This window comes from Odoribacter sp. Z80 (assembly GCF_009935865.1).
GTDB lineage: Bacteria > Bacteroidota > Bacteroidia > Bacteroidales > Marinifilaceae > Odoribacter.
The window spans coordinates 31,526-54,168 of record NZ_QWEL01000016.1; the positions used below are offsets into that span (position 1 = coordinate 31,526).

Consider the following 22,643-nt stretch of genomic DNA (forward strand, 5'->3'; position numbering starts at 1 on the left):
ATATTTTCGGACTTTTTTTTATAAGAACATCGGTCTCAAAAGAGCAGGTTGCCTCAATCATACCAGCAACCTATTGCACTTTATTCCGCCCAGAGTTTCACCAGGTTCAGAAGAGTCTGCACCGCCTTTTGCATCGTATTTAACGAACAATACTCATATTTGCCGTGAAAATTCATACCTCCGGTAAATAAATTCGGACAAGGCAATCCCATATACGACAAGCGGGCTCCATCCGTCCCTCCGCGAATCGGACGTACAATCGGAGTCACATCAGCCTCCCTCATTGCCTGAAAAGCTTTATCAATCACTTCCGGATAAGGCTCAACCATTTCACGCATATTATAATACTGGTCCTTCAACGTCAATTTAATGACACCTTCACCGTATTTCTGTTGCAATAAAGCGACTGCCGCCTCGATAAACCGCTTTTTCTCCTCAAATTTCACCCGGGAATGGTCCCGAATAATATATTCACAAGAAGCTTGCTCCACCTCCCCTTTTACTCCGACCAAGTGATAGAATCCTTCGTATCCTTCCGTATGTTCGGGACGTTGGCAGGGAGGCAGCAAACTGTTCAATTCATGCACCACCTGCAAAGCATTCAGCATCTTATCTTTAGCATATCCCGGATGGATATTACGGCCCTGCACCTCAATTTTTGCACTGGCTGCATTAAAATTCTCATATTCCAATTCCCCTTCAAAACCTCCGTCCACAGTATAAGCAAACTTAGCTCCAAAGTGCTCTACATCAAAAAAGTCTACCCCTCGTCCTATTTCTTCATCAGGCGTAAATCCGATCCGTATTTTTCCGTGCTTTACTTCCGGATGCTGCACCAGATATTCCGCAACCGTCATAATCTCCGCCACCCCGGCCTTATCATCCGCCCCGAGCAGAGTTGTGCCATCCGTTGTAATCAGGGTATGTCCTTTATAAAAGGCCAGCTCCGGAAAATCAGCCACCGTCATGGTAAGCCCTTCATTCAATTTTATATCTCCGCCGTCATACTCCGGAATCACCTGGGGTTTGATATTTGCCCCGCTCATATCCGGACTGGTATCTACATGAGAGATAAACCCGATTACCGGACGGTTTTCATAGCCCGGAGTTGCCGGAATAGTTCCCATGGCATAACCGTTAGCATCCACTTCCACGTCTTCCAGCCCAAGCCCCTTCATTTCTTCCGCTAAAAAATTCAACAACAGCAACTGCTTGGCAGTAGAAGGAAAAGTATCACTCTCCGGATCGCTCTGGGTATCAAAACCGACGTATTTAAAAAAACGTTCTTTTAATTCCATGATTTCAGTTTATTAAATAAATCCATTTAAAATCTATAATGCTTATTCCTCCCGGGCCCTCAGCGAATCCCAGATGAAATACCCGATGATGGCAATATACATCACAACAGCCAGCCACTCCGCTCCGCTCCAACTCATATCCCAATCCGCTCCGAAATATTTCAAAACAGCACTCACAACTCCCATTAAAGCCCCGCCGGCAATGAAACCGGAAGCAATCAATGTTCCCCGTTCCCGGCGTATTTTATTCACTTTCTCCTCTTTGCTACGGGTAGAAACATACCAGCTGACCAATCCCCCAATCAACAGCGGGGTGTTTAAATCCAAAGGAATGAACATTCCCAGGGCAAATGCCAAAGCAGGTACTCCGATCATCGTCAGGATTAAAGCCAAAGCAGCGCCGGCAAAATACAGCATCCAGGGAGTAGCTCCGCCTTCCATCAAAGGTTTAATCACAGCAGCCATAGCATTTGCCTGGGGTGCAACCAAAGCATTCTCCCCGACAAAACCGTAAGTCTGGTTCAGGACCATCATTACGCCTGCCACCGTTGCTGCAGAAACAACCGTTCCTAAAAATTTCCATTTCTCCTGTTTAACCGGAGTCGTACCTATCCAGTAACCGATCTTCAGGTCGGTTATAAACCCTCCTGCCATAGATAAAGCGGTACACACCACACCACCGATGACCATCGCCGCCATCATGCCGCTCGTTCCACTCAAACCGGCACTAACCAATACCAAAGAAGCCAGTATCAATGTCATCAAAGTCATACCGGAAACAGGATTGGTACCCACAATGGCAATGGCATTAGCAGCTACTGTCGTAAAAAGAAAAGAAATCACAAAAACTATCAAAATAGCCACAATGGTCTGAAACAGATTTCCCAAAACCCCGAACTGAAAGAAAATGAATGTGGTAATCAAAGTAGCCAGCAATCCGGTCATAATAAACTTCATGGAAAGATCGCGCTGAGTACGCTCAGCCACCTCCTCATTTCCTTTTTTGCCACCCAGTTCCTTAACAGCCAATCCCAAAGCCTGTCGAATGATACCGGATGATTTAATAATTCCGATAATACCAGCCATGGCAATGCCTCCGATACCGATATGACGGGCATAATGGGTAAAAATCTGCTCCGGAGACATGTCCCGGATCAAGGCAGTCACCCCTTCTCCGACTACCAACGTCTGCCCATCGGCAAAATAACTCAGAAAAGGAATCAAAACAAACCACACCGTAAAGGAACCGGCACAGATAATGGCCGCATACTTCAAACCGACAATATATCCCAAGCCCAACACAGCCGCTCCGGTATTCACTTTAAACACCAGTTTGGCCTTTTCAGCCAGCATATCTCCCCAACCGATAATCCGTGTAGAAACATTTTCTGTCCACCATCCGAAGGTACTGATAAAAAAGTCGTACAATCCACCGATTAATCCGCTCACAGCCAGAAGCTTCGCCTGATTTCCCTTTTTTTCCCCGGAAACCAGCACTTCCGTCGTAGCAGTAGCCTCGGGAAAAGGATATTTACCGTGCATGTCTTTTACAAAATATTTCCGGAAAGGAATCAGCATCAGAATACCCAATAAGCCTCCCAACAAAGAAGATAAGAAAATCTGATAGAACTTTGCATCTAATCCCAAAATATACAAAGCGGGAAGAGTAAAAATAGCCCCGGCAACAATCACACCCGAACTGGCACCAATGGACTGGATAATCACATTCTGTCCCAGCATATTGTTTTTTTTCATCAGGTTTCCACAACCGACAGCTATAATGGCAATGGGAATAGCAGCTTCAAAAACCTGCCCGACTTTCAGGCCTAAATAAGCGGCCGCCGCCGAAAAGATGATAGCCATAATAATACCAAAGACCACCGAATAAGTGGTGACTTCCTTCGGTTGAGTCCGCGCCGGCATAATCGGTTTATACTCCTCACCCGGTTTTAATTCCCGATATGCGTTATCAGGCAATGAATTCAGCTTTTGCTCTTCTTGTTCCATAAAATTGTATTTAATAAATTCCTGCTATATATAATTTTCAAAAATAAGGATTTAAAGTAAAAAAGTAAAAGACTACAAGTAAAAAGATAAGCAAAACTCTCTTTTACCCTCTGTGAAGCATGTAAAACACCGCTTAAAAAGTGGCCCCGTCAGCGATGTTCGTAAACTTCCGGCGCAGCCATTGCACTAACCGGGTTGTCACTTCCGGACCGGAATAAGGAATAAATTCATCATACATATCCGATTGGTTGAAATTGGAAATCCCGATAGAAAGTACAATCACTCCCATCCGCTGTGCCTCCCGGACCATTTCCCGGACATGTATCCGGGGATCTTTTTTTCCCGCTGCCGCAGTCGGTGTCCCGTCGGAAATCATAAAAAGGAGCTTATTCTGCGTACGGGCCCGGAACTTCTGTAAAGCATAAGCAATAGCAAAACCATCTGCATTTACATACATTCCCTCTTGCGAAAAAAGTTTTTTTATTTCTAACCGCTTCCCCGCTTCATGAAACTTCACGATTTCTACACGTTCCTGCTTCACCCGGTGACCGTATATCGAAAAACGAATATCCGGATTTGCCTCAAACGCAATAGCCAGGGCAACCGATAACACCAATTGCAATTCCAGTTTATTCTCATCGGTCATGGAACCGGACAGATCCAGCATAATCACGACCTCCAGCATGGCGGAAGGAGCAGGAAACTCTTCCATAAAAACATGCGGGTTAAAGCGCACCTGATACAATTCGTCTTCATCTAACTCCCCGCTTTCCTGCTCGTAAAACACACAACTTTTATTCATTTTGGCCTGGAAAGTCAAAAAATTCAGACGAATTTTAGCTGCCAGCTCCCGGGCCTTACGCATCACCTGAAAATCAATGACCCCGCAGGAAGCCTCCAGCTCCCGGTACCGTTCCGATACCGGACTACCGGCTCTTTTCAAGGCTCCTTTCGTTTCTCCCTCAATCTGCTCATCAAAAGGCGTCAACTCCAACGATTTATTTAAATCCAAAAACAAATCGTCAAGAATTTTAACATCAATATCCACCGGAGCTCCTTCCACCTCTAACGGCAAATTCATCATCACCTTAGAATAGTAGTTAAACATCTTCGGAGCCTCCTCATCCGGCCTGGAAAGGAAACGGGCACTAATCCGACGGGCAAGGCCTGCCACCTGTTCCGGCTCCAGAGCCGCATAATCGGTAATCTCGTCCAGCAACAAATCAATCCAGCCGATACGGCTTCTATGAGGCAGCAAACGTTCCCGGAAAATCTCATAATCCAGTAATTCCGGATATAAAATCCGGGTAGCTAAATAATGATAACGTACATCATCCAAATCCGTAAACTTCAATTCCTGTTCCGCCCTCAGCAAAGCCAACACAAACCCTATTTTCCGGGCTGCATGCAAATAGTAATAATAACCCGGATAGGCCCTGACCATCCTGCCCTCCACCCTCCGGTCTTCAATAAGATGAATGAAATACTTTTGCTGAAAACTGCAATTGTACCTTTCATAAACACCACGGCTATAACAAATATGTCCCAACTGATGGATGTACTGCCCGAAAAAAACTTCCGAACGGATTTTCTCCGATACCCGCATGGAGAGAATTTCGGGATTGAGTATCACAGCATCAAAACCGGCAGAAACATGGGCATCTTTCGAGAAAACAACCCGCGGCAATTCACCGGTCACCTGTAAAGCTATACGGGCACATACCGGCATCAAACTGTAAACATTGGAAGTTTCCGGAAAATCCTTTCCCAACAATTCCTGAGGTTCAGGAAAGTCCCCCCACCAACCCCGGTCGAGAACCTCCTGCCGGTAAATAGCTTCAATCTCAGTCCGGTTCATATCATTTGCACTAAAGAACGTGCCACCAGCTGCTCTCCGGCAATTACATAATTGGTCAGAATCACTTCCTCCACCACCTCCCGCAAAGTATATCCCAACTGCAGATAAGCTGCCGCATCAAGCACCTGACGGGTAGAAAGCGATACGGTCAATGCCTCTTTCTGTTCTGCCTGACGCAACAACCGGGCCACATCGGCCAATTGCTGCGCCACAACCCTCTTCACAGCAGGAAAACGCTGTACAATCAGCCCAGCTTCCTCTTCCGGCGTAAGGTAGTCCAACTGCACTTTTACGAAACGGTCCTCAAAAGCAGAATCCAGCCGTTGGGTGGAAACATAAGCAAAACCGGTATTCCCTGCCGCGGCAAACAACACATTCTCGCCTTTATTATACCGGATTCCGGAATCTTCATCATACAGATAAGATTGTCTGCGATCCAGAATAGTCATCAGAAAATTCGCCGCAACCATCGGAATACGGGTCAATTCATCCAAAAAAATCAGCGTAGGACGTTCCGCCGTAAAAGCCGTAAAAAATTCAGAACGGACAGCAACAGTCTTTCCTTCATCCCCGATAACCAATCCCCCCAGAAACATCTTCTTCGGCTTAAAAGCCTGCCCCATATCAAAAGCATAATAATCCATTTTCATCGCCACCGCCAATTCCATCGCCACCGAAGATTTTCCACATCCCTTAGGTCCCAGCAAAAAAGGATATTTTTTCAGAAAAAGCGTATGGCATAAAAACTCCCATTTTTGCTGCGGAATACACAAATCCCCCGAATGCTTCGGAGGGGTAAACGAAGTTGTTCTATTCGATTGCATATATTCTTATTTCAAATTCACCATTTTTCCAATTTCACATTTTCCATACCCAACAGCATCTTATCTTTCCGGAACACGTATATAAAAAAAACTTAAAACAATAAGCTATGGAACGAAATCTCAAAGAAGCCCTGAAACACAGACGCAGTTATTATGCGCTAAGCAATCAAACCACGCTCCCCGACGACAATATCGAAGAAATTCTGGACTTCGCAGCTCTGCACATTCCTTCCGCATTTAATTCGCAATCCACACGGATGGTACTGTTACTAAAAGAACACCATCAAAAGCTATGGCAAATCGTAAAAGAAACACTGCAAAAAACAGTCCCTCCTCCGGCTTTCGCCACCACAGAAACAAAAATCAACAAATCTTTTGCTTCGGGATATGGCACCGTTTTGTTTTTTGAAGACCGGTCTGTCATTGAAAATCTCCAAAAAGCCTTTCCTCTATACCAGGATAAATTCCCGGAATGGTCCCAACAAACCTCTGCCATGCATCAGTTGGCCGTATGGACGATGCTCGAAGACGCCGGATTCGGAGCCTCCCTTCAACATTACAACCCATTGATTGACAAACAGGTCATAAAAGAATGGGAGCTCCCGGAACACTGGAATCTGATCGCCCAGATGCCTTTCGGAATTCCCTTGGCCCCCCCTGCCAAGAAAGAATTTAAACCCCTGTGCGAAAGAATCAAGGTATTTAAATAAACCCGGATTTTCAGGTGGCCTGATGGCCATCTGAAATCGTTCACTGTCACACTTCTATTTCGTCCAACACATCTCCCTTAGCATTCAACACCTTCACAGTCATTTTGTTTCCTTCCTTTTTCAGAATCATAACCGTAGCATCTTTCAAGGAATACCCGCCTCCGACAAAAACAGGAAAATTATTTCCGGCACTCCCTTTCGGATGATAGGCATATCGGTGGGTATGTGCATTCAGGGAAACATGAAAAGGTGCTTTCGCCAATATCTTTCCCCACAAATCCGTACAAGGTTTATATTCATCCACATTTCCATAAACCGGAATATGGTGTATCAAAACCCGCCTGGCAGCTTTCCGGAAAGCCCTGGAATGGATTTCCTTCTCCAAAAACTCAGCCTGCTCCTGCCGGAAGCGGGAAAAATCATTCAATCCGTAATACACCCAATGATCATCCGGTTTATCTTCACCGCAATCCAACAGGACAAAACGGGTATCTCCCCAATGAAAGGCACTGTATGTTTTTCCTCCTGCATTATCAAGCAAACCGGGAAGATAAATAGAATAAGCATTCCGGATTTCATGGTTTCCCCTCAAATAAAATACAGGCACCCGGTCTGCCCCCACTTTGTTATTGTAATAACTCAGGGAACGTACTGCATCATCCTCTTTTGCAGGTGCATCAAATACATCTCCGTTAAAAACAACAAAATCATAATCCATATCTTTTACCCGCTCATACAAAGTGTCCAATGTCTTATGCTGATTATGAACATCATTAAATATCAAAGCCGTAAAATCTGAATCCTGTTCAGCCGGAAGGGTAAAAGTACGGAATGCAGAAACCGCCGTATCACCAAAGACTTTACTATAAGCCCGATAAGACAATATCTCCCGTGAACATACCCGGTAATAATAAGTCGTCCCCGGTTTCAACTGCTCAAGCCGCACTTTGTGAATATAGTTATTGCAAACCGCCTGACCGTTCATAAGAGTACGTGCCTGCTTCAATTCAACCGTATCTGTCCCGTATTCCACCCAACTATACACAGGAGCATGGGTCAGCCAGCTCACCGTTATACCGCCGTCTACCGGATTTTGTAAATAAGGCTGAGTCCGGAAAATCCGGTCCGCCGGGGTCTTCAAACGAAGGTCAACCAAAACAGGACGGTGATCAGAAGCAACCGTATCTTCAATCACCCAACTTCCCAAAACGGTATAGGTAGTCCCGTTTCCCGTATAACCCAAGACATAGTCCAGGCATTTCTGAGGTTCGTTAGCCGGATAAGTTTTCTTTTTTACATCCGATAATGGCACAAACTTTTCTTTCAAAGCTGTAAATACATAAGACTCCGGGGTAGAATTCAAATCTCCCAACAGAAGTACCGGCTTGTCCGTTTGCTGAACAGCTTCGGTAATCAGCGCAAGAGAAGCCATCCGGTCCTGCGGGACCAAAGAAAAATGGGTACAGGCACATATATAACCGGCAAACTCCGCTATCAGCAGAACCCGTTTTTCCTCCCTGCCGGGTAAAGCCAAAACACGCTGCCGGAGAGGTTTTTCCTTAGACAACAACCCAATGCCATATTTACCCCCTTCATAGTCTATAGAAGGAGCATACAACCGGTGCATTAAAGTATAGTCGGCCAAACAGTGCAGAACATCCACACCGGAAGAACGCCGGGTGACACTGTCTGCTTCCTGGATAGCCACAATATCAGGAGCATAACGATTAATAACTTCTGCAACACGTTCATAATCTGCCTGATGATCCATTCCCACCCCATTGTGGATGTTGTAACTCATCACCCTTAAGGTTTTCTGGGCATTCGCTGTATGAAACGTAAAACCGTAACATAGAATAAAAGTCCAAAACAAAACTCTTTTTATCATTTACGGATAAGGTTAAATGCTATTTCTGATTTCAGTTCATTCCAATCAATCCGCTTGCTCACCATACCTCATAGTGAACTTTCTCCGGATTCCACTTGTCTTTCGGATGATAGGGTATTGCCGGATAGCCGACAGGAATAACACACAAAGGTTGAATCCGGTCGGGTAATTGCGTATAACGCCGCACCACTTCCATCCGGTCGGGATAAGGATAAGCCGCAGTCCAGACCGCACCTAAATCCAAGGCCTCCGCAGCCAATAAAATATTTTGAGCCACTGCCGAACAATCAACATACCAATAGGACGATTTAATGGCATCTCCGCATACGACGATAGCCATAGGGGCCTCTTTCAACATTTTTGCATATGGCAACCCCTCTGCCATAGAATCCAGCACAGCCCGCCCACGGACCACCACCAATTCCCAGGGACGTACGTCCTTACCACTGGGAGCAGCCATACCCGCTTTCAGCAAAAGTTCAACCTTCTCATCTTCCACAGGTTGCTGCAAATATTTGCGGACACTCTTCCGGGAAAAAATATTCTCTATCGCATCTTTGGTACCGCATTTCCGGTCTTGCCGCGAAGAATTACACGCTGTCATAATCATCAAAATAAAAGAAAGTACTACTAAAACAATTCTCATATCACTTATATCTTGTTTAATTTCACAATCTCCCCCAAAGCCGGAATCAGAACTTTTATCTGCCGCTTACGGGCCTCTTCGGCAAACACGGCAGGAGGGTCACTCAACGGTTCATCCGACAGGTCAAAAGTACCGTAATGCATGGGTATAGTCACCCTTGCCTGCATTTGCGCGGAAGCAGTCAAAGAATCGTACGGAGAAATATGGTTGGGCTGCATAAACCACCGGGGCTTATAAGCCCCGATTCCCAGCAAAGCATAATCCGGAGGACCGAAAAGTTCCTGAATCTCCGTAAAATGTGTCGAAAAACCCGTATCTCCTCCGTAATAAACGGACAAATCTTCTCCCTGCAACATGAAAGCTCCCCAAAGACGCTGTCCGCCATCACTCAATGAACGCTTGCTCCAATGTTGTGCAGGCAAAAAAGTAATCTTCAATCCCTCATCAGCAATTTGCTGATACCACCCCGCCTCAATGACTTTCATCTCCGGAAACCATCCTTTTACCAATTTTCCTGTCCCCAGACCACAAAACAGAGTCAAGCCAGGATTATTCCGATAGAGCCGGGCAATGCTCGGCTTATCCAGATGGTCAAAATGGTCATGACTGATCAACAGGTAGTCAATTCCCCGGAAAATATCAGGCTCAGCCGGAAACTTACTTTTACGACGGACAAAGGGTATATTTCCAAAAACCGGGTCAAACATAATCCGCTTACCGGCCAGTTGCATAAAAAAAGAATTATGCCCAAGCCATACCAAAGAATGGCCGGTCACATTCTGAAGGGTCTTCAAAGGTAATAACTGAGGCTCCCAGATCTCCCGGCGTTTCTCTTTACGTTGAGGATTAAGGGAAAACCGCCACTTCATGACACTTCCTATCCCGTGTTTCATCTTATGCTGACGATTAACAAAATGTCCTTTCACCACCGGATTCCCGCGCCAGTAAGGCTTCACCGTAATCAAGCCCTCATTTCTCCGAAAAGTGATGTGTTCTCCCATAACCTACGTCATTTAACAATTTCTTTCGCCTGCTGATAATAAGGTAAACGCTCTTCCAAATGACGATAAACAAAATCCCGGATTTCATCGTCTCCGAGTTTACTGACCATCGGCCGTTTCTGCTTTCCCCGGATCAACCGCCCTATAATAACCTCCGGGTCGGTATTCAGGAAAAGCGTATGCCCCCGGGCATTCATATATTCCATATTATGACCAAAACAGGGAGTTCCTCCTCCGGTCGACAGCACAAAACTTTCATATAAATCACAAACTTCCTGCAAATAGCGGGTTTCCAGTTTTCGAAATCCTGCCTCCCCTTCTTTTGCAAAAATCTCCGGTACAGAACGACGCTCCCGCTCTGTAATATAAGCATCCAAATCTATAAAACGAATCCCCAGCTCATCGGCCATCTCTTTTCCCCGGTGGGTCTTACCGCAAGCCATATAGCCGACTAAAAAATATTTCATACTCAACAGACTCGTTACACCTTACAAATTCCGGATATTCTTATCCCGTTATTCAAAATCGAGGGTCATTTGTTCCTCCCCGACTAATTCTTCCGGATTGGTAATCTCAAATTCCACCTCATTGTTTATCTCCGCCGGTTCCTCTTCCTTTACCAAAGGTTCTATTTCCCGGATTGTTTTCACCTCAAAGGTTGTCAATCGTTTTCCCCGGGCCTTAAATGATTTTTCAGCAATAAATTCATCTGCCACAACCACTTCTGCCGGCCGGGCCTCATAACGTCCCCCGAATAAAATTTCAAAACGCGGATGACGCTCACAACTCAAAGCAACCAACCGGGAACCTTCCGATTCTCCTATTATGGTATTCAACCGGGCCGATTCTTCAAAACGGAAACGCTTCAGATAGTAATAATTCTGTTCTGCATCAAAAAATACAGCCGACCAGACCTTTCCGGCTTCAAACTTTTCAAACACCAGATAACCATCCTCATAGTGATTATTCAAATCAAAATCGGTAGTATAATAAGTTCCATTCTTATTCACAATCAATATCCGGTCCTCCCCCTGGAACTCACCCAGGTATTTTCCCCGGTTATCCGTATTCAAACGCAACACATCTTCATCCAGCCAAATTTTACATCCCCCCAGCGTTGATATACCTTTTTGTATGACATTGATTTTATGAATATCATTTTTTGAAAGCGTATTCCCCTGCGAATCGCGTCCTTTAATGGCCAGATCAGCAAAGTCATATTCAAATACCAGCTTTTTCAGATTGGGCTTCGGTTTCAGGCATACTTTCACCACTTCAGCCTCCCCGTTGGGATTCGCCGAAAAATGCAGCACCTTAGAGCCTGAAGCCCCTTTCGTCAGGTTATATACCTTATCGCGGGTCACTCCGGTCACATTAAAACGCTTCACATACGACGAGCCGTATTTCCCATCCCGGTAAATCACATTGTAAATGGTACGTTTATCATTTTTCTTGAAGACATTCACATACAAAATATCCTTACCGACAAAAATTTTATCCGCTACTTTCGTCACATAATAAGTCCCGTCTTTCTTAAAGATAATCAGGTCGTCCATATCCGAACAATCGCAGATGTACTCATCCTTTTTCAATGCCGTACCGATAAAGCCCTCTTCCCGGTTCATATACAATTTCTCATTGGCAATCACCACCTTTGCAGCCTCAATATTCTCAAAATTGCGAATCTCGGTTTTCCGTTCCCGTCCCTTTCCGTACTTGTTTTTGATTCGTTCATAGTAAGCAATAGAATAAGGAATAATGTGCTCTATGTCATACTTTACCTGGGCAATATCCTTTTCCAAACCTTCTATTTTCCGGTCGGCCTCTTCCGTGTCAAAACGGAAAATCCGTTTCATTTTTATCTCAAAAAGCCGGAGTATATCCTCATCGGTTATCTCCCGAAAGAATCTCCCGACGAAAGGCTGTAAACGCATCCGCACATGAGGGATGGCTTCTTCCCCGGATTTGCTCTCTTCGTATTCCTTATCTTTATAAATCTGCTGCTCAATAAATATTTTTTCCAAAGAAGCACTATGCCACTCCTCCTGCAATTCATTCAAACGAATTTCCAATTCCAATTGCAACAACCTCACCGTATCATCCACCGATTGGCGCAAAATATCCGAAACCGGCATAAAACGCGGCTTCTCATTTTCAATCACACACGAATTGGGAGAAATGGATAATTCACAATCGGTAAAAGCATATAAAGCATCTATCGTTTTATCCGAAGATACTCCCGGAGCCAGTTGAATCAATATCTCTACATCCCGGGACGTATTATCATCTATCTTTTTGATTTTGATTTTTCCCTTCTCATTTGCTTTCAGAATACTGTCTATCAAAGTGGAAGTTGTGCGTCCAAAAGGTATCTCGGTAATCTTCAACGCCTTATTGTTATTGTCTTTTTCTATCCGGGCCCGGATTTTTACTCCCCCCCCCCGCATACCGTCATTATACTTAGACACATCAATCATCCCTCCCGTAGGGAAATCAGGATATAACACAAAATCTTCATGCTTCAGATGAGCGATACAGGCATCCATCAACTCATTAAAATTATGAGGCAGAATTTTTGAAGCCAGTCCCACCGCAATTCCTTCCACACCTTGCGCCAACAACAAAGGAAACTTCACCGGCAGCGTAATCGGTTCTTTATTACGCCCGTCATAAGAAGGCTTCCAAACCGTCGTTTTGGGATTAAAAACCACCTCCAACGCAAACTTAGACAAACGGGCTTCAATGTATCGGGGAGCTGCGGCATCATCGCCGGTAAGAATATTTCCCCAATTCCCCTGACAATCCACCAACAGTTCTTTCTGTCCCAACTGCACCAACGCATCTCCGATAGAAGCATCCCCATGCGGATGATACTTCATGGTATTACCGATAATATTGGCTACTTTATTATAACGTCCGTCGTCCAATTCCCGCATGGAATGTAAAATACGGCGTTGAACCGGTTTCAGGCCGTCATTGATATAAGGCACTGCACGCTCCAGAATAACATAAGAAGCATAATCCAGGAACCATTTCTGATACATTCCGTCCAAATGCTGGATGGAACGGATACTTCCGTTTTCCTCGCCGGCACGGTCCATAACCAACTGAGGCTCGTCCTCCTCTTCCTTAGCACCGGAAACCGCACTACCCCCCGACAGTCCGCTAACCGACGGCACTACATCCTCCACACCTCTTTGCTGCCTAACTCCTTCGCGGAATTCCTCCCCTTTTTCTCCCTCCAGGTTCAAATCTATATCCATGATATCTTCACTCATAAATCGTCAATATATTACCTCAGTTCGTCTTTTTCAATATACAGGTTATCAATAATAAAATCCTGGCGCTCGGGAGTATTCTTGCCCATATAATAACTCAACACCTTATCTATGGAATCTCCCTTTGACAAACGCACCGGCTCCAATCGGATATCTTTACCGATAAAATGAACAAATTCATTCGGAGAAATCTCGCCCAAACCCTTAAACCGGGTAATCTCCGGCTTCGGTCCCAATGCCCGTATCGCCTGTTCCCGCTCGGCATCCGTATAACAATAACGGGTTTCTTTCTTGTTTCTCACCCGAAACAAGGGAGTTTGCAAAATATAAACATGCCCCCCCCTGACCAAATCCGGGAAGAACTGCAAAAAAAATGTCAGCAGCAACAAACGGATGTGCATACCGTCCACATCGGCATCCGTAGCAATAATGACATTATTATAACGCAGGTCTTCCAACCCGTCTTCTATATTCAGGGCCGCTTGCAAAAGATTAAACTCTTCATTCTCATAAACCACTTTCTTAGTCAGCCCATAGGAATTCAACGGTTTACCCCGTAAACTGAACACCGCCTGCGTATTCACATCCCTGGATTTGGTAATGGAACCACTGGCAGAATCCCCTTCCGTAATGAAAATAGAAGATTCGGTTTTTTGTTCGTGGTTGCTGTTGAAATGCACCCGGCAATCCCGCAATTTCCGATTATGCAGGCTCACCTGTTTAGCTCTTTCCCGGGCAATTTTCTGAACACCCGACATGGCTTTCCGCTCTTTCTCTGTCTCTACAATCTTCCGCAGCAACAATTCCGCCGTATCCGGATTCCGGTGCAGATAATTATCCAACTCCTTCGTCACGAAATCCATGATAAAATTCCGTACGGTAGGTCCGCCCGGACCTACATCTTTCGACCCCAGCTTGGTCTTCGTCTGCGATTCAAACACCGGTTCCTGCACCTTGATACTGATAGCACCGATAATCGAAGTACGAATATCCGACATATCAAAATCCTTCTTATAAAAATCACGGATTGTCTTAGCCACAGCCTCCCGAAAAGCCGTGAGATGGGTTCCTCCCTGAGTGGTATGCTGCCCGTTCACAAAGGAATAATATTCCTCCCCGTACTGCCGGCCATGAGTCATAGCCATCTCAATATCATCCCCTTTTAAATGGATGATTGGATATAACCCCTCACCATTCATATTCTCCACCAACAAATCATACAACCCCCGCTTGGAATAAAATTTATGCCCGTTAAAAACAATCGTCAGGCCCGTATTCAGGAAAATATAATTCTTCACCATCGCCTCCAGATACTCAGCGATATAATGATAATTCCCGAAAATATCCTTATCTGCCAGAAAAGTAACCTTGGTACCATTAGGCTCCTGGGTCGGTTCGATATCCCTTTCCTCCACGATTTTAGCCCGGCTGTAACAAACGTATTTAGTCTCACCGTCGCGGAAAGACTGAATCTCAAATAATTCAGACAAAGCATTCACCGCTTTAATACCGACACCATTCAACCCGACCGACTTTTTAAAAGCTTCTGAATCATACTTCGCTCCGGTATTCATTTTAGAAGAAGCATCCACCAATTTACCTAGGGGAATCCCTCGGCCAAAATCCCGGACCGTCACCTTCCTGTCCTCCACGGTAATCAAAATCTCTGAACCAACCCCCATGGCAAATTCATCAATGGAATTGTCCACCACCTCTTTGACCAGAATATATATACCGTCGTCAGGTGCAGCCCCATCCCCCAATTTGCCAATATACATACCGGGACGCAATCGGATATGTTCCTGCCAATCTAACGTCCTGATCGAATCTTCCGAATAATTCTCAACCATTAAACCTTATAATATTATTAAGACTTTATAATCCGTCCGCAAAAAATATAATCCAACAGAAGAAACAATTCTTTCAGCTTGAAAGACTTTTGAATTTACAGATTTCACAACTGTTTTCCCGGACTGTCAGGCAAAAATAATCAAATTTTACTTATTTTCCCAGCCGGAATTTCGCTTTTTTCTTCCTGTTTCACCTCCGTTCTGTCCCATCCAATCCGTTGCCTGTCCCTTTTTCCGGTATCTGTCTAACAGTATTTAACTTCTTTAAAGGCATAAATTCTTTTCCGGCCCTGAATATCCCTTAAAACCAACTGCCCGTATTCATCAATTCCCGCCACTGAGGCCTCAAACCGTCCCGCTTCATCCTCCCACCAATACACCCCGTCGGCCCGGTACATGTATTGCAAAAAATCTTCCTCCAAAGCCTTATAATCATTAATCTGAACATAGCGGCTTCCGATACATTCCAACAAACCGGCCAGAGCATCATCCAGCAACATTTCCCTGCCGGTCAGCTGTAGCAAGGAGATCGGATTTGGAGCATCAGACAAGAATTTCTCCTGATTTATATTCACTCCTATACCACACAACGAATTCCGTACAAAAGGACCGGCAATACGATGCTCTATCAAAATCCCTGCGATTTTCCGGTCACCGGCATACACATCATTCGGCCATTTCACTGACACCTGTCCCACATACCGCTTCAAAAAATCCAGACATCCCAGGGCAATGACCATCGACACAGCAAACTGCTTTCCGGCTTCCAGAAGTTCCGGACACAAAATTACTGTCATGGAGATGTTCCGATTCGGAGCACTTTCCCATTTATTGGTCGCCTGCCCCCTGCCCCGGGTCTGCTTCCGGGTAAATATCACCGTCTTATCCTTCAGCTCGCTTGATGCTATCTCTTCTGCCAAAGTATTGGTCGAGGCAAGCTCATCGTACTCCACAACCTCAAAACCGCCCGACCTGTAGTTTCTTACCATAATTCCGTCCTCTTAACTGTCAATAATCTTGATTTCCGTCCTTCTGTTTTTCGCCCTTCCGCCCTCCGTATCATTCGGAGCCAAAGGCCGGTCTTTTCCGTAACCTTTATATTCCATCCGTTCCTTCGGCACTCGGTGCAAAAACAAAAATTTATATACCTCAAAGGCCCTGTCCTCAGACAACCGGTAATTATGCTCATCCCCGCCCGTATCATCAGTATGTCCGGCAATTTCTATTCTTACCTTAGGATTCAAACGCAGGAAAGCCAGCAACTGCCTTAATTCAGGATAAGATTCCGGCTTCAGCCGGTAATCGTCTATATCAAAAAAGATTCCTTTAAGTACCAATGTTTGATTTTTTTCAATAGGCTTCAATTGTATCTTGCACACCGGAGCAATATCTCCTGAACTCTGCAAAGTATCTGAATAATACAAATATCCTTTTTTCATCACGCCAACCAAAAGCAAACGATTCTCCGGAACACAGGCCAATATCCGTTCCGGCATGTAATTCTTATCATACCATGCCACAGTATCTGCATGCGCAATATCTACTAAAGTGAAACGGTCCGGAACAGCAGCCTCTCCTCTTTCATCCAAAACCAGAAACTCTGTATAAACAGCCGCAGGGCAAGCAACCGAATCTTCCAAACGATAGCGGTAAATACACCGTTTCCCGCTTCTGTCGGAAGAAAAATACCCCCATTTCCCGCTGGCATCCACCATAAACCCGAACTCATCTTTCTGACTGTTTACCGTAATGCCAATGTTCAGAGGTTCGGATGCCACATCCAGGTCCACTTTATAAATATCCTTTTTTCCCATTCCCGGATATCCGTCTGATGCCAAAAAAAGCGTCCGGTTATCAAAATACAGGAAAGGAGCCATCTCATCCTCCGGAGTATTAAAATAAAGGGATTTCGGCACAGACCATACCTGACGTCCGTCCGCCTCCCGTCTTAATAAACGGGAAAACCAGATATCACTCCCTCCCCGTCCTCCTTCCCGGGTAGAAGCAAAAAACAAACGGGTGCCATCCGCAGAAATAGCCGGCTGCGCATCCCAACTTTCTGTATTCACCGGATATCCTAAATTCACCGGTTCAGACCAGGTCGTATCTGTCAAACGGTAAGATACATAAATATCAAAACCATTCCGCTCCCCGCTATGCATAGAAAAATACATGACTTTCCCATCCGCCGTTAAAGAAGGTGCGCCATAATTACCCGTCACCTGAAAATTCAAGGGATAACGGACACTATCCCGCAACATCCACATGGCTTCTTCCTCCCCGTTCTGCTCGGTAAACAATAAAGTATTCCCTTTCACATCCAGCGAAGGCCAGTAAACCGGCAGTTTTCCTTCCAGATACAACTCTGTCGCCGGCTTCTCAAAGCTTCTCAAGGCCTGCAAAGCAAAATCACAATTCCTGATTTGCCTCAGGGCTTCGCGTTCCGCCTGTTTCCGCTTATCTTTTCTCAAATAAAGCCGATAGAATCCCCGGGCCTCTTCATATCTTCCCTCTTCAAAACGCTCTCCTGCCAAAACAAAATAATAATAAGGATGGTCCGCAAGCGAATCCAAGCGAATGGCTGCCTCAATAGCTGAAACCTCTTTTGCCTTATTCCCCTGTTTATGATAAATGTCTGCTTCCAGCAAATACAAAGCAGAAAAGTCCGGAGCGCAGGACTTCGCTTTGTTCAGCATCTCCAGAGCCTTTTCCTGTTTACCTTCCCGGAAAGCTTGTCGCGCATGCTGGAAAAATCCCAAAGCTTTCTTGTTTACTTCCCGCCTTTCCTGTCCTTCTGCCAACAATACCAGCAACAGACTCATAAAAATAAGACCTGCCATTTTCCACATATCAACTAAAATAAAATCATTTATACATTCACAGAATCTCTCTCTTCCGCATCCCCCAACCATAACCGTTCAATTCCTTTTACAAAGATACCTCAAAATCCCTATAAAAAAAATAAAGACAAACCTCACATGGCCATTTATCCCCCAGACTTTATATACACAAAATACACGAATCCAACAAAACAACGAAAGAATACCGGATGAATACAAAACTGATTTTCATTTATTTACGCAAAATAATTAAGTTTAATATATTGATTATCAACAACAATACGACAAATACGTAAATAACAATAAAAGAATACCTACCAGAATAATAACAATAAAACAAAGAAGATTATGGAAACAAAAAACAACAACTCAAAAGAAAACAAACCGAAAACGGACAATGGCAAATTCAGGGAATTTTTTATAGACCAATTAAAGGATATTTATTGGGCGGAACAAGCCCTACAGAAAGCATTACCCAAAATGATGAAAGCTGCCACAAGCAAAAAATTAGCCCATGCTTTCGAAAAACATACCAAAGAAACCGAAGGACAAATCCAAATTCTGGAACAAGTATTCAAACTCATGGGCGAAAAACCGGAAAGCAAAAAATGTGAAGCCATGGCAGGGCTAATCAAAGAAGCCGACAGCATAATCGAAGACACAGAGAAAGATTCTTACACCCGGGATGCCGGACTGGTACTGGCCGCACAAAAAACAGAACACTATGAAATCGCCTCTTACGGAACACTGGTGATTTTTGCCGAACAAATGGAAGAAAAAGAAGTAGCCAAATTACTGCAAAAAATTCTGGCCGAGGAAAAGAATACGGATATATCACTTACTCTCATATCCGAAAACGGAGTAAATAAAAACGCCGTACAAGAATAAAACTAAAACAATATCCCCTTGAATTTCTTTTCAAGGGGATATTTCACTTTCCGAAAAAACAATTTTCCCTGCAGATTTTCAATAATTCTCCGGAAACAATTCGAAATAGGCTTTAGGATGCAAACAGGAAGGACAAACTTCCGGAGGAGTCTTCCCAACATGTACATATCCGCATTTCCGGCAATACCAGCGTACCTCTTCCGGACGTGAAAACACCAGATTTTCCCTCATGTTTTCCAGCAATTTCAGATAGCGTTGCTCATGCATTTTCTCCACTTCCGTGACATACTTAAAAGTAGCCGCAACCTTTTTAAAGCCCTCTTCCTCAGCTATTCTTCCAAAAGCAGGATATAAATTAAATGCTTCATCGTGTTCTCCGTCAGCCGCTTCAATCAGATTTTGCGGAGTATCTAAGATAGCTCCCGCAGGATAAGCAGCCGTAATTTCCAGCATCCCCCCTTCCAAATAACTGAAAAAACGCTTGGCATGCATCTCTTCCTGCAAAGCTGTTTCGTAAAATATTCCGGCAATCTGCTCATAACCTTCCTTCCGGGCTACCTCCGAGAAAAAAGTATAGCGGTTTTTTGCCTGCGATTCCCCGGCAAATGCCTTTAACAAGTTCTTTTCCGTTTCAGTTCCTTTAATCATTCTATCCATAATCATTCATTTTGTAGATGTAATTAAAAACTTTTACGGAAAATGTCAAAATAAGTTTAAAAATCAGACACAATACATACCCAATAATCATGTTATCCCAACAGAATACCGTATATGCCGATAATTGTAAATTTAGTGTAATAAAATAGCGCATATACGGTATTCCTCATACCATACATGCGCTAAACTAAAAAAACACTTCCCCTATTTCACAATTTGCATATAAACGGGGTCGCCTTTATAAGGATAAAATGCTATATCGGTGGCAGCCCGTTTTTTCAGGTCCGGTTGCATATCAACGGCTTTTGTCAAAGCTGCACCCATTTCCTTGGTATCTTTCACTCTCGCTGCGGCAACTGCCATCAGATAGTAATCCATAGCGTTCTGCATCTTAATCTTATGAAAAGTATTCAATGCTGCCCGGTTATCATTATTCATCAACTGAGAATAAGCCAAATAAATATTCGGCTGATCTTTCAAATAAGGAATAGCTTTGGCATAGTTTCCGTCTTCCATCAAAACCAGTCCCATATTATAGCGGGCTTCTTTACGAAGCTTAGCTTTGTCAAAACACTGGGCAGCTTCCCGCTTATGCCCCATTCTTGCATGAACAACCCCCAGATTGTTATTTACCGTAGCATCCTGCTTCAAAGCAATAGCAGATTCCAGCAATTTCTGAGCCTTGGCATATTCCTTGTTATTAATTGCCATGACAGCCAGGTCATTCAGCAACTGCCAATTCGTCTGAGCCGTCACCGCAGGCGTCTTTTCCGTCAGCTGAGGGGCAAAATAAGTGAGTTGAACATCCTCCTGCACAGTTGTCGGTTCCGTATAGAACACAAAAAAGTCTGCACGGCGAAGAACCGGAAGGATGACATCTTGCAACTCAGGAACTTTTGAAATATAAGAATCAATCACTTTATTCCGGGCCTTTGCGTTCGGTGCATCTTTCAACTCTTTAATAATCTGTTCTTTATTCTGAATATCAGAATCTTCAAGCAACATATACAGTCCGTTCCAATTTTCAGATACCGTCTGCTGCACTACAAACTTCGGATTACGGGCCATTGGCGTATTCTGCAAATTCAAATCCTTCTCAAAGAATGTTTTAGCCGAACGGAAACGATTATTGGCTAAGTTCTTATTCAGGCGTTCTGCCCCTTCCGGCGAGTTGGAAACATAAATAAACATATTTGTAATCTTAGCATTTTTATCTGCCAACACTTTTTCCATAGCCTTCACTGCCTGAGACATCACCGGAGAATTCTGTTGAGCCTCAGAAATAGCAGACTTACCTAAGGGAAACATGACATAACCACTCACAACGCCGACACCGGTAGCCGGAACATCCTCCACAAAGGTCTCTGTCATAACCGGAACATAATTCACCCCATTCAATGAAAATGCCGGTTGTTTCCATACCTTTATCCCGTTCTTATTCAAAATAACCGGACTCAACATAAAGGCTTTCTTCCCCCGCATGGCTTCAATATCTGCCCAAAGCACCCCATTTTCCATACCCGGCTTGAAATTAAAAGACATTTTTTGGGTAAAACTACTCCCTTTATCATAGTCGACAACCGGATAGTTGGCATCTTTCACCTTCTCTCCCTGTAAATACATCGGCTGCAATTTCAGCATTTGATTCCCGTATTGCAATTTCGGGGTAATCTTCAGAATCAGTTTCTTGTCAAATTGTTTCGGAGCAAAGTTCACCGTATAATTAAAGTCCACCACTCCGTTTACTGCCTCCAATTGCTGCGGATTAACATAACCAACGACTGCCGTTTCAATCACCTCCTTTTGTAACTTTTTCATTGAATTACAACCGGCCATGAAAAACGCCAGTACCAGCGCAATCAATCCCGTCATAAAAAATGTACGTTTCATACCTCTTGTTTTTAGTTTAACTTAATTCATTCCATTTTTCTACTACATACCTCTTTTAACGCACGGCAAAAACGAAAGTTACTCCGCAATCCCGGATTTCATCCGATATCAGAAGTTATAATTTCCGTTTTATTCCTATCTTTGTAAACCAAAATCACTATCTTATGACAGACAATAATCGCTTAAAACCAATATATATCGAACAAATATTTAAAGGCAAAAACCCCGGACTCGCTAAAATGATTCCGGGTTTCATCTATACTTATCTGAAAAAAATTATTCACCAGAACGATATAAACGACTTTATCACCCGGTACGGCGACCGGACGGGACTGGATTTCTCAGATGCCATTCTCGAATTTCTCCGGGTATCCTACAAAGTTGTGGGTGAAGAAAACCTGCCTCCTCAAAACGGACGCTATATATTCGTCAGCAATCACCCATTGGGTGGACCGGACGGTATTATCCTGATTTCTTTCCTGGGCACACACTATCCCCGGTTAAAATTCCCGGTCAATGACCTTCTGCTGAACCTGAAAAAACTGAACAACATCTTCCTTCCGGTAAATAAACACGGCGCACAAGCCAAAGAAGCCGTAACTGCAATAGAAGAAGCCTACGCTTCCGACTGTCAAATGATTATGTTTCCCGCCGGACTGGTCAGCCGCAAACAAAAAGGAGTCATCCGGGACCTCGAATGGCAAAAAAGTTTCGTTTCCAAGGCAATTCAACACCAACGGGACATCATCCCTATTTTTATAGAAGGGAAAAACTCCGACTTTTTCTATCGCCTGGCTAATTTCCGGAAAAAAATCGGATTAAAAGCCAATATCGAAATGCTTTACCTTCCCGACGAAACATTCAAACAACGCGGCCGGACTTTCACCATCCGCATCGGCAAACGTATTCCCTGGCAAAGCCTGGACCATAGCAAAAAACCGCTGGAATGGGCCCAGGAAATCAAAAAGAAAGTTTACGGGCTCCAGGAACTACAAACGGAATAAAAAA

The 22,643-nt window shown here is 44.2% G+C and carries 17 protein-coding genes; 3 read left to right on the forward strand and 14 right to left on the reverse strand.

The window, feature by feature from the left end; all coding sequences use genetic code 11:
- Positions 1 to 80: 80 nt before the first annotated feature.
- The 4 genes from pepT to D1136_RS09660 all read right to left on the reverse strand — a co-directional run bounded on the left by pepT (position 81) and on the right by D1136_RS09660 (position 5,987).
- Positions 81 to 1,298: a peptidase T gene (pepT, locus tag D1136_RS09645; RefSeq protein ID WP_161877432.1), complete on the reverse strand. Its 1,218-nt coding sequence runs from the start codon at positions 1,296 to 1,298 to the stop codon at positions 81 to 83.
- A 42-nt stretch (positions 1,299 to 1,340) separates the two neighbouring features.
- The gene (locus D1136_RS09650) at positions 1,341 to 3,305 is read right to left on the reverse strand and encodes an OPT family oligopeptide transporter (protein WP_161877433.1); all 1,965 of its coding nucleotides are present in this window, start codon (positions 3,303 to 3,305) and stop codon (positions 1,341 to 1,343) included.
- Between the two features lie 133 nt (positions 3,306 to 3,438).
- Positions 3,439 to 5,163 carry a VWA domain-containing protein gene (locus tag D1136_RS09655; RefSeq protein WP_161877434.1) on the reverse strand — a complete coding sequence of 575 codons (1,725 nt, stop codon included), beginning with the start codon at positions 5,161 to 5,163 and terminating at the stop codon, positions 3,439 to 3,441.
- The gene (locus D1136_RS09660; RefSeq protein WP_161877435.1) at positions 5,160 to 5,987 is read right to left on the reverse strand and encodes an AAA family ATPase; all 828 of its coding nucleotides are present in this window, start codon (positions 5,985 to 5,987) and stop codon (positions 5,160 to 5,162) included. Before D1136_RS09660 ends, D1136_RS09655 begins: the two co-directional genes overlap by 4 nt.
- A 107-nt stretch (positions 5,988 to 6,094) precedes the next feature.
- Between D1136_RS09660 and D1136_RS09665 the strand changes: the two genes are divergently transcribed.
- Entirely contained in the window at positions 6,095 to 6,697 is a 603-nt protein-coding gene (locus tag D1136_RS09665) for a nitroreductase family protein (RefSeq protein ID WP_161877436.1), read from the forward strand.
- A 46-nt stretch (positions 6,698 to 6,743) separates the two neighbouring features.
- On the opposite strand, the gene D1136_RS09670 is transcribed toward D1136_RS09665, so the two are convergent.
- From D1136_RS09670 to D1136_RS09705, 8 genes are all read right to left on the reverse strand, one after another.
- Positions 6,744 to 8,585 (reverse strand): endonuclease/exonuclease/phosphatase family protein, encoded by a 1,842-nt coding sequence (locus D1136_RS09670; protein ID WP_161877437.1) that lies wholly within the window; start codon positions 8,583 to 8,585, stop codon positions 6,744 to 6,746.
- 58 nt (positions 8,586 to 8,643) lie between these two features.
- The gene (locus D1136_RS09675) at positions 8,644 to 9,231 is read right to left on the reverse strand and encodes a nitroreductase family protein (protein ID WP_161877438.1); all 588 of its coding nucleotides are present in this window, start codon (positions 9,229 to 9,231) and stop codon (positions 8,644 to 8,646) included.
- A gap of 5 nt (positions 9,232 to 9,236) precedes the next feature.
- Positions 9,237 to 10,232 (reverse strand): MBL fold metallo-hydrolase, encoded by a 996-nt coding sequence (locus D1136_RS09680; RefSeq protein WP_161877439.1) that lies wholly within the window; start codon positions 10,230 to 10,232, stop codon positions 9,237 to 9,239.
- An 8-nt stretch (positions 10,233 to 10,240) separates the two neighbouring features.
- Positions 10,241 to 10,699, reverse strand: a complete 459-nt coding sequence (locus D1136_RS09685) for a shikimate kinase (RefSeq protein WP_161877440.1) — start codon at positions 10,697 to 10,699, stop codon at positions 10,241 to 10,243.
- A 48-nt stretch (positions 10,700 to 10,747) separates the two neighbouring features.
- Complete coding sequence (locus tag D1136_RS09690) at positions 10,748 to 13,333, reverse strand: DNA gyrase/topoisomerase IV subunit A (RefSeq protein WP_161877464.1); 2,586 nt, start codon at positions 13,331 to 13,333, stop codon at positions 10,748 to 10,750.
- A gap of 191 nt (positions 13,334 to 13,524) precedes the next feature.
- Positions 13,525 to 15,360, reverse strand: a complete 1,836-nt coding sequence (locus D1136_RS09695; RefSeq protein ID WP_161877441.1) for a DNA topoisomerase IV subunit B — start codon at positions 15,358 to 15,360, stop codon at positions 13,525 to 13,527.
- Between the two features lie 245 nt (positions 15,361 to 15,605).
- Positions 15,606 to 16,349 carry a biotin--[acetyl-CoA-carboxylase] ligase gene (locus D1136_RS09700; RefSeq protein WP_161877442.1) on the reverse strand — a complete coding sequence of 248 codons (744 nt, stop codon included), beginning with the start codon at positions 16,347 to 16,349 and terminating at the stop codon, positions 15,606 to 15,608.
- Positions 16,350 to 16,361: 12 nt separating this feature from the next.
- Positions 16,362 to 18,209: an OmpA family protein gene (locus D1136_RS09705; RefSeq protein WP_161877443.1), complete on the reverse strand. Its 1,848-nt coding sequence runs from the start codon at positions 18,207 to 18,209 to the stop codon at positions 16,362 to 16,364.
- Positions 18,210 to 18,548: 339 nt separating this feature from the next.
- Here D1136_RS09705 and D1136_RS09710 point away from each other — a divergent pair, with 339 nt between their 5' ends.
- Positions 18,549 to 19,088, forward strand: a complete 540-nt coding sequence (locus D1136_RS09710) for a ferritin-like domain-containing protein (RefSeq protein WP_161877444.1) — start codon at positions 18,549 to 18,551, stop codon at positions 19,086 to 19,088.
- A gap of 78 nt (positions 19,089 to 19,166) precedes the next feature.
- Here the strand turns inward: D1136_RS09710 and rbr are convergent, their stop codons facing one another.
- On the reverse strand, positions 19,167 to 19,745 hold the full coding sequence (rbr, locus tag D1136_RS09715) for a rubrerythrin (protein WP_161877445.1): 579 nt from the start codon (positions 19,743 to 19,745) through the stop codon (positions 19,167 to 19,169).
- A gap of 204 nt (positions 19,746 to 19,949) precedes the next feature.
- Positions 19,950 to 21,635 carry a tetratricopeptide repeat protein gene (locus D1136_RS09720; RefSeq protein ID WP_161877446.1) on the reverse strand — a complete coding sequence of 562 codons (1,686 nt, stop codon included), beginning with the start codon at positions 21,633 to 21,635 and terminating at the stop codon, positions 19,950 to 19,952.
- A 164-nt stretch (positions 21,636 to 21,799) separates the two neighbouring features.
- On the opposite strand from D1136_RS09720, the gene D1136_RS09725 reads away from it, so the two are divergent.
- Positions 21,800 to 22,639, forward strand: coding sequence for a 1-acyl-sn-glycerol-3-phosphate acyltransferase (locus D1136_RS09725; protein ID WP_161877447.1), 840 nt, complete (start codon positions 21,800 to 21,802; stop codon positions 22,637 to 22,639).
- Positions 22,640 to 22,643: the final 4 nt, after the last annotated feature.

Excerpts from the sequence above, each read along its gene's own strand:
- D1136_RS09675 (WP_161877438.1), bottom strand. The coding sequence starts at position 9,231 with ATGAGAATTGTTTTAGTAGTACTTTCTTTTATTTTGATGATTATGACA.
- D1136_RS09685 (WP_161877440.1), bottom strand. The coding sequence starts at position 10,699 with ATGAAATATTTTTTAGTCGGCTATATGGCTTGCGGTAAGACCCACCGG.
- D1136_RS09705 (WP_161877443.1), bottom strand. The coding sequence starts at position 18,209 with ATGTGGAAAATGGCAGGTCTTATTTTTATGAGTCTGTTGCTGGTATTG.
- D1136_RS09700 (WP_161877442.1), bottom strand. The coding sequence starts at position 16,349 with ATGGTAAGAAACTACAGGTCGGGCGGTTTTGAGGTTGTGGAGTACGAT.
- D1136_RS09655 (WP_161877434.1), bottom strand. The coding sequence starts at position 5,163 with ATGAACCGGACTGAGATTGAAGCTATTTACCGGCAGGAGGTTCTCGAC.
- D1136_RS09695 (WP_161877441.1), bottom strand. The coding sequence starts at position 15,360 with ATGGTTGAGAATTATTCGGAAGATTCGATCAGGACGTTAGATTGGCAG.
- D1136_RS09670 (WP_161877437.1), bottom strand. The coding sequence starts at position 8,585 with ATGATAAAAAGAGTTTTGTTTTGGACTTTTATTCTATGTTACGGTTTT.
- rbr (WP_161877445.1), bottom strand. The coding sequence starts at position 19,745 with ATGGATAGAATGATTAAAGGAACTGAAACGGAAAAGAACTTGTTAAAG.
- D1136_RS09650 (WP_161877433.1), bottom strand. The coding sequence starts at position 3,305 with ATGGAACAAGAAGAGCAAAAGCTGAATTCATTGCCTGATAACGCATAT.
- D1136_RS09720 (WP_161877446.1), bottom strand. The coding sequence starts at position 21,635 with ATGAAACGTACATTTTTTATGACGGGATTGATTGCGCTGGTACTGGCG.
- D1136_RS09660 (WP_161877435.1), bottom strand. The coding sequence starts at position 5,987 with ATGCAATCGAATAGAACAACTTCGTTTACCCCTCCGAAGCATTCGGGG.
- D1136_RS09690 (WP_161877464.1), bottom strand. The coding sequence starts at position 13,333 with ATGGACCGTGCCGGCGAGGAAAACGGAAGTATCCGTTCCATCCAGCAT.
- pepT (WP_161877432.1), bottom strand. The coding sequence starts at position 1,298 with ATGGAATTAAAAGAACGTTTTTTTAAATACGTCGGTTTTGATACCCAG.
- D1136_RS09725 (WP_161877447.1), top strand. The coding sequence starts at position 21,800 with ATGACAGACAATAATCGCTTAAAACCAATATATATCGAACAAATATTT.
- D1136_RS09665 (WP_161877436.1), top strand. The coding sequence starts at position 6,095 with ATGGAACGAAATCTCAAAGAAGCCCTGAAACACAGACGCAGTTATTAT.
- D1136_RS09680 (WP_161877439.1), bottom strand. The coding sequence starts at position 10,232 with ATGGGAGAACACATCACTTTTCGGAGAAATGAGGGCTTGATTACGGTG.
- D1136_RS09710 (WP_161877444.1), top strand. The coding sequence starts at position 18,549 with ATGGAAACAAAAAACAACAACTCAAAAGAAAACAAACCGAAAACGGAC.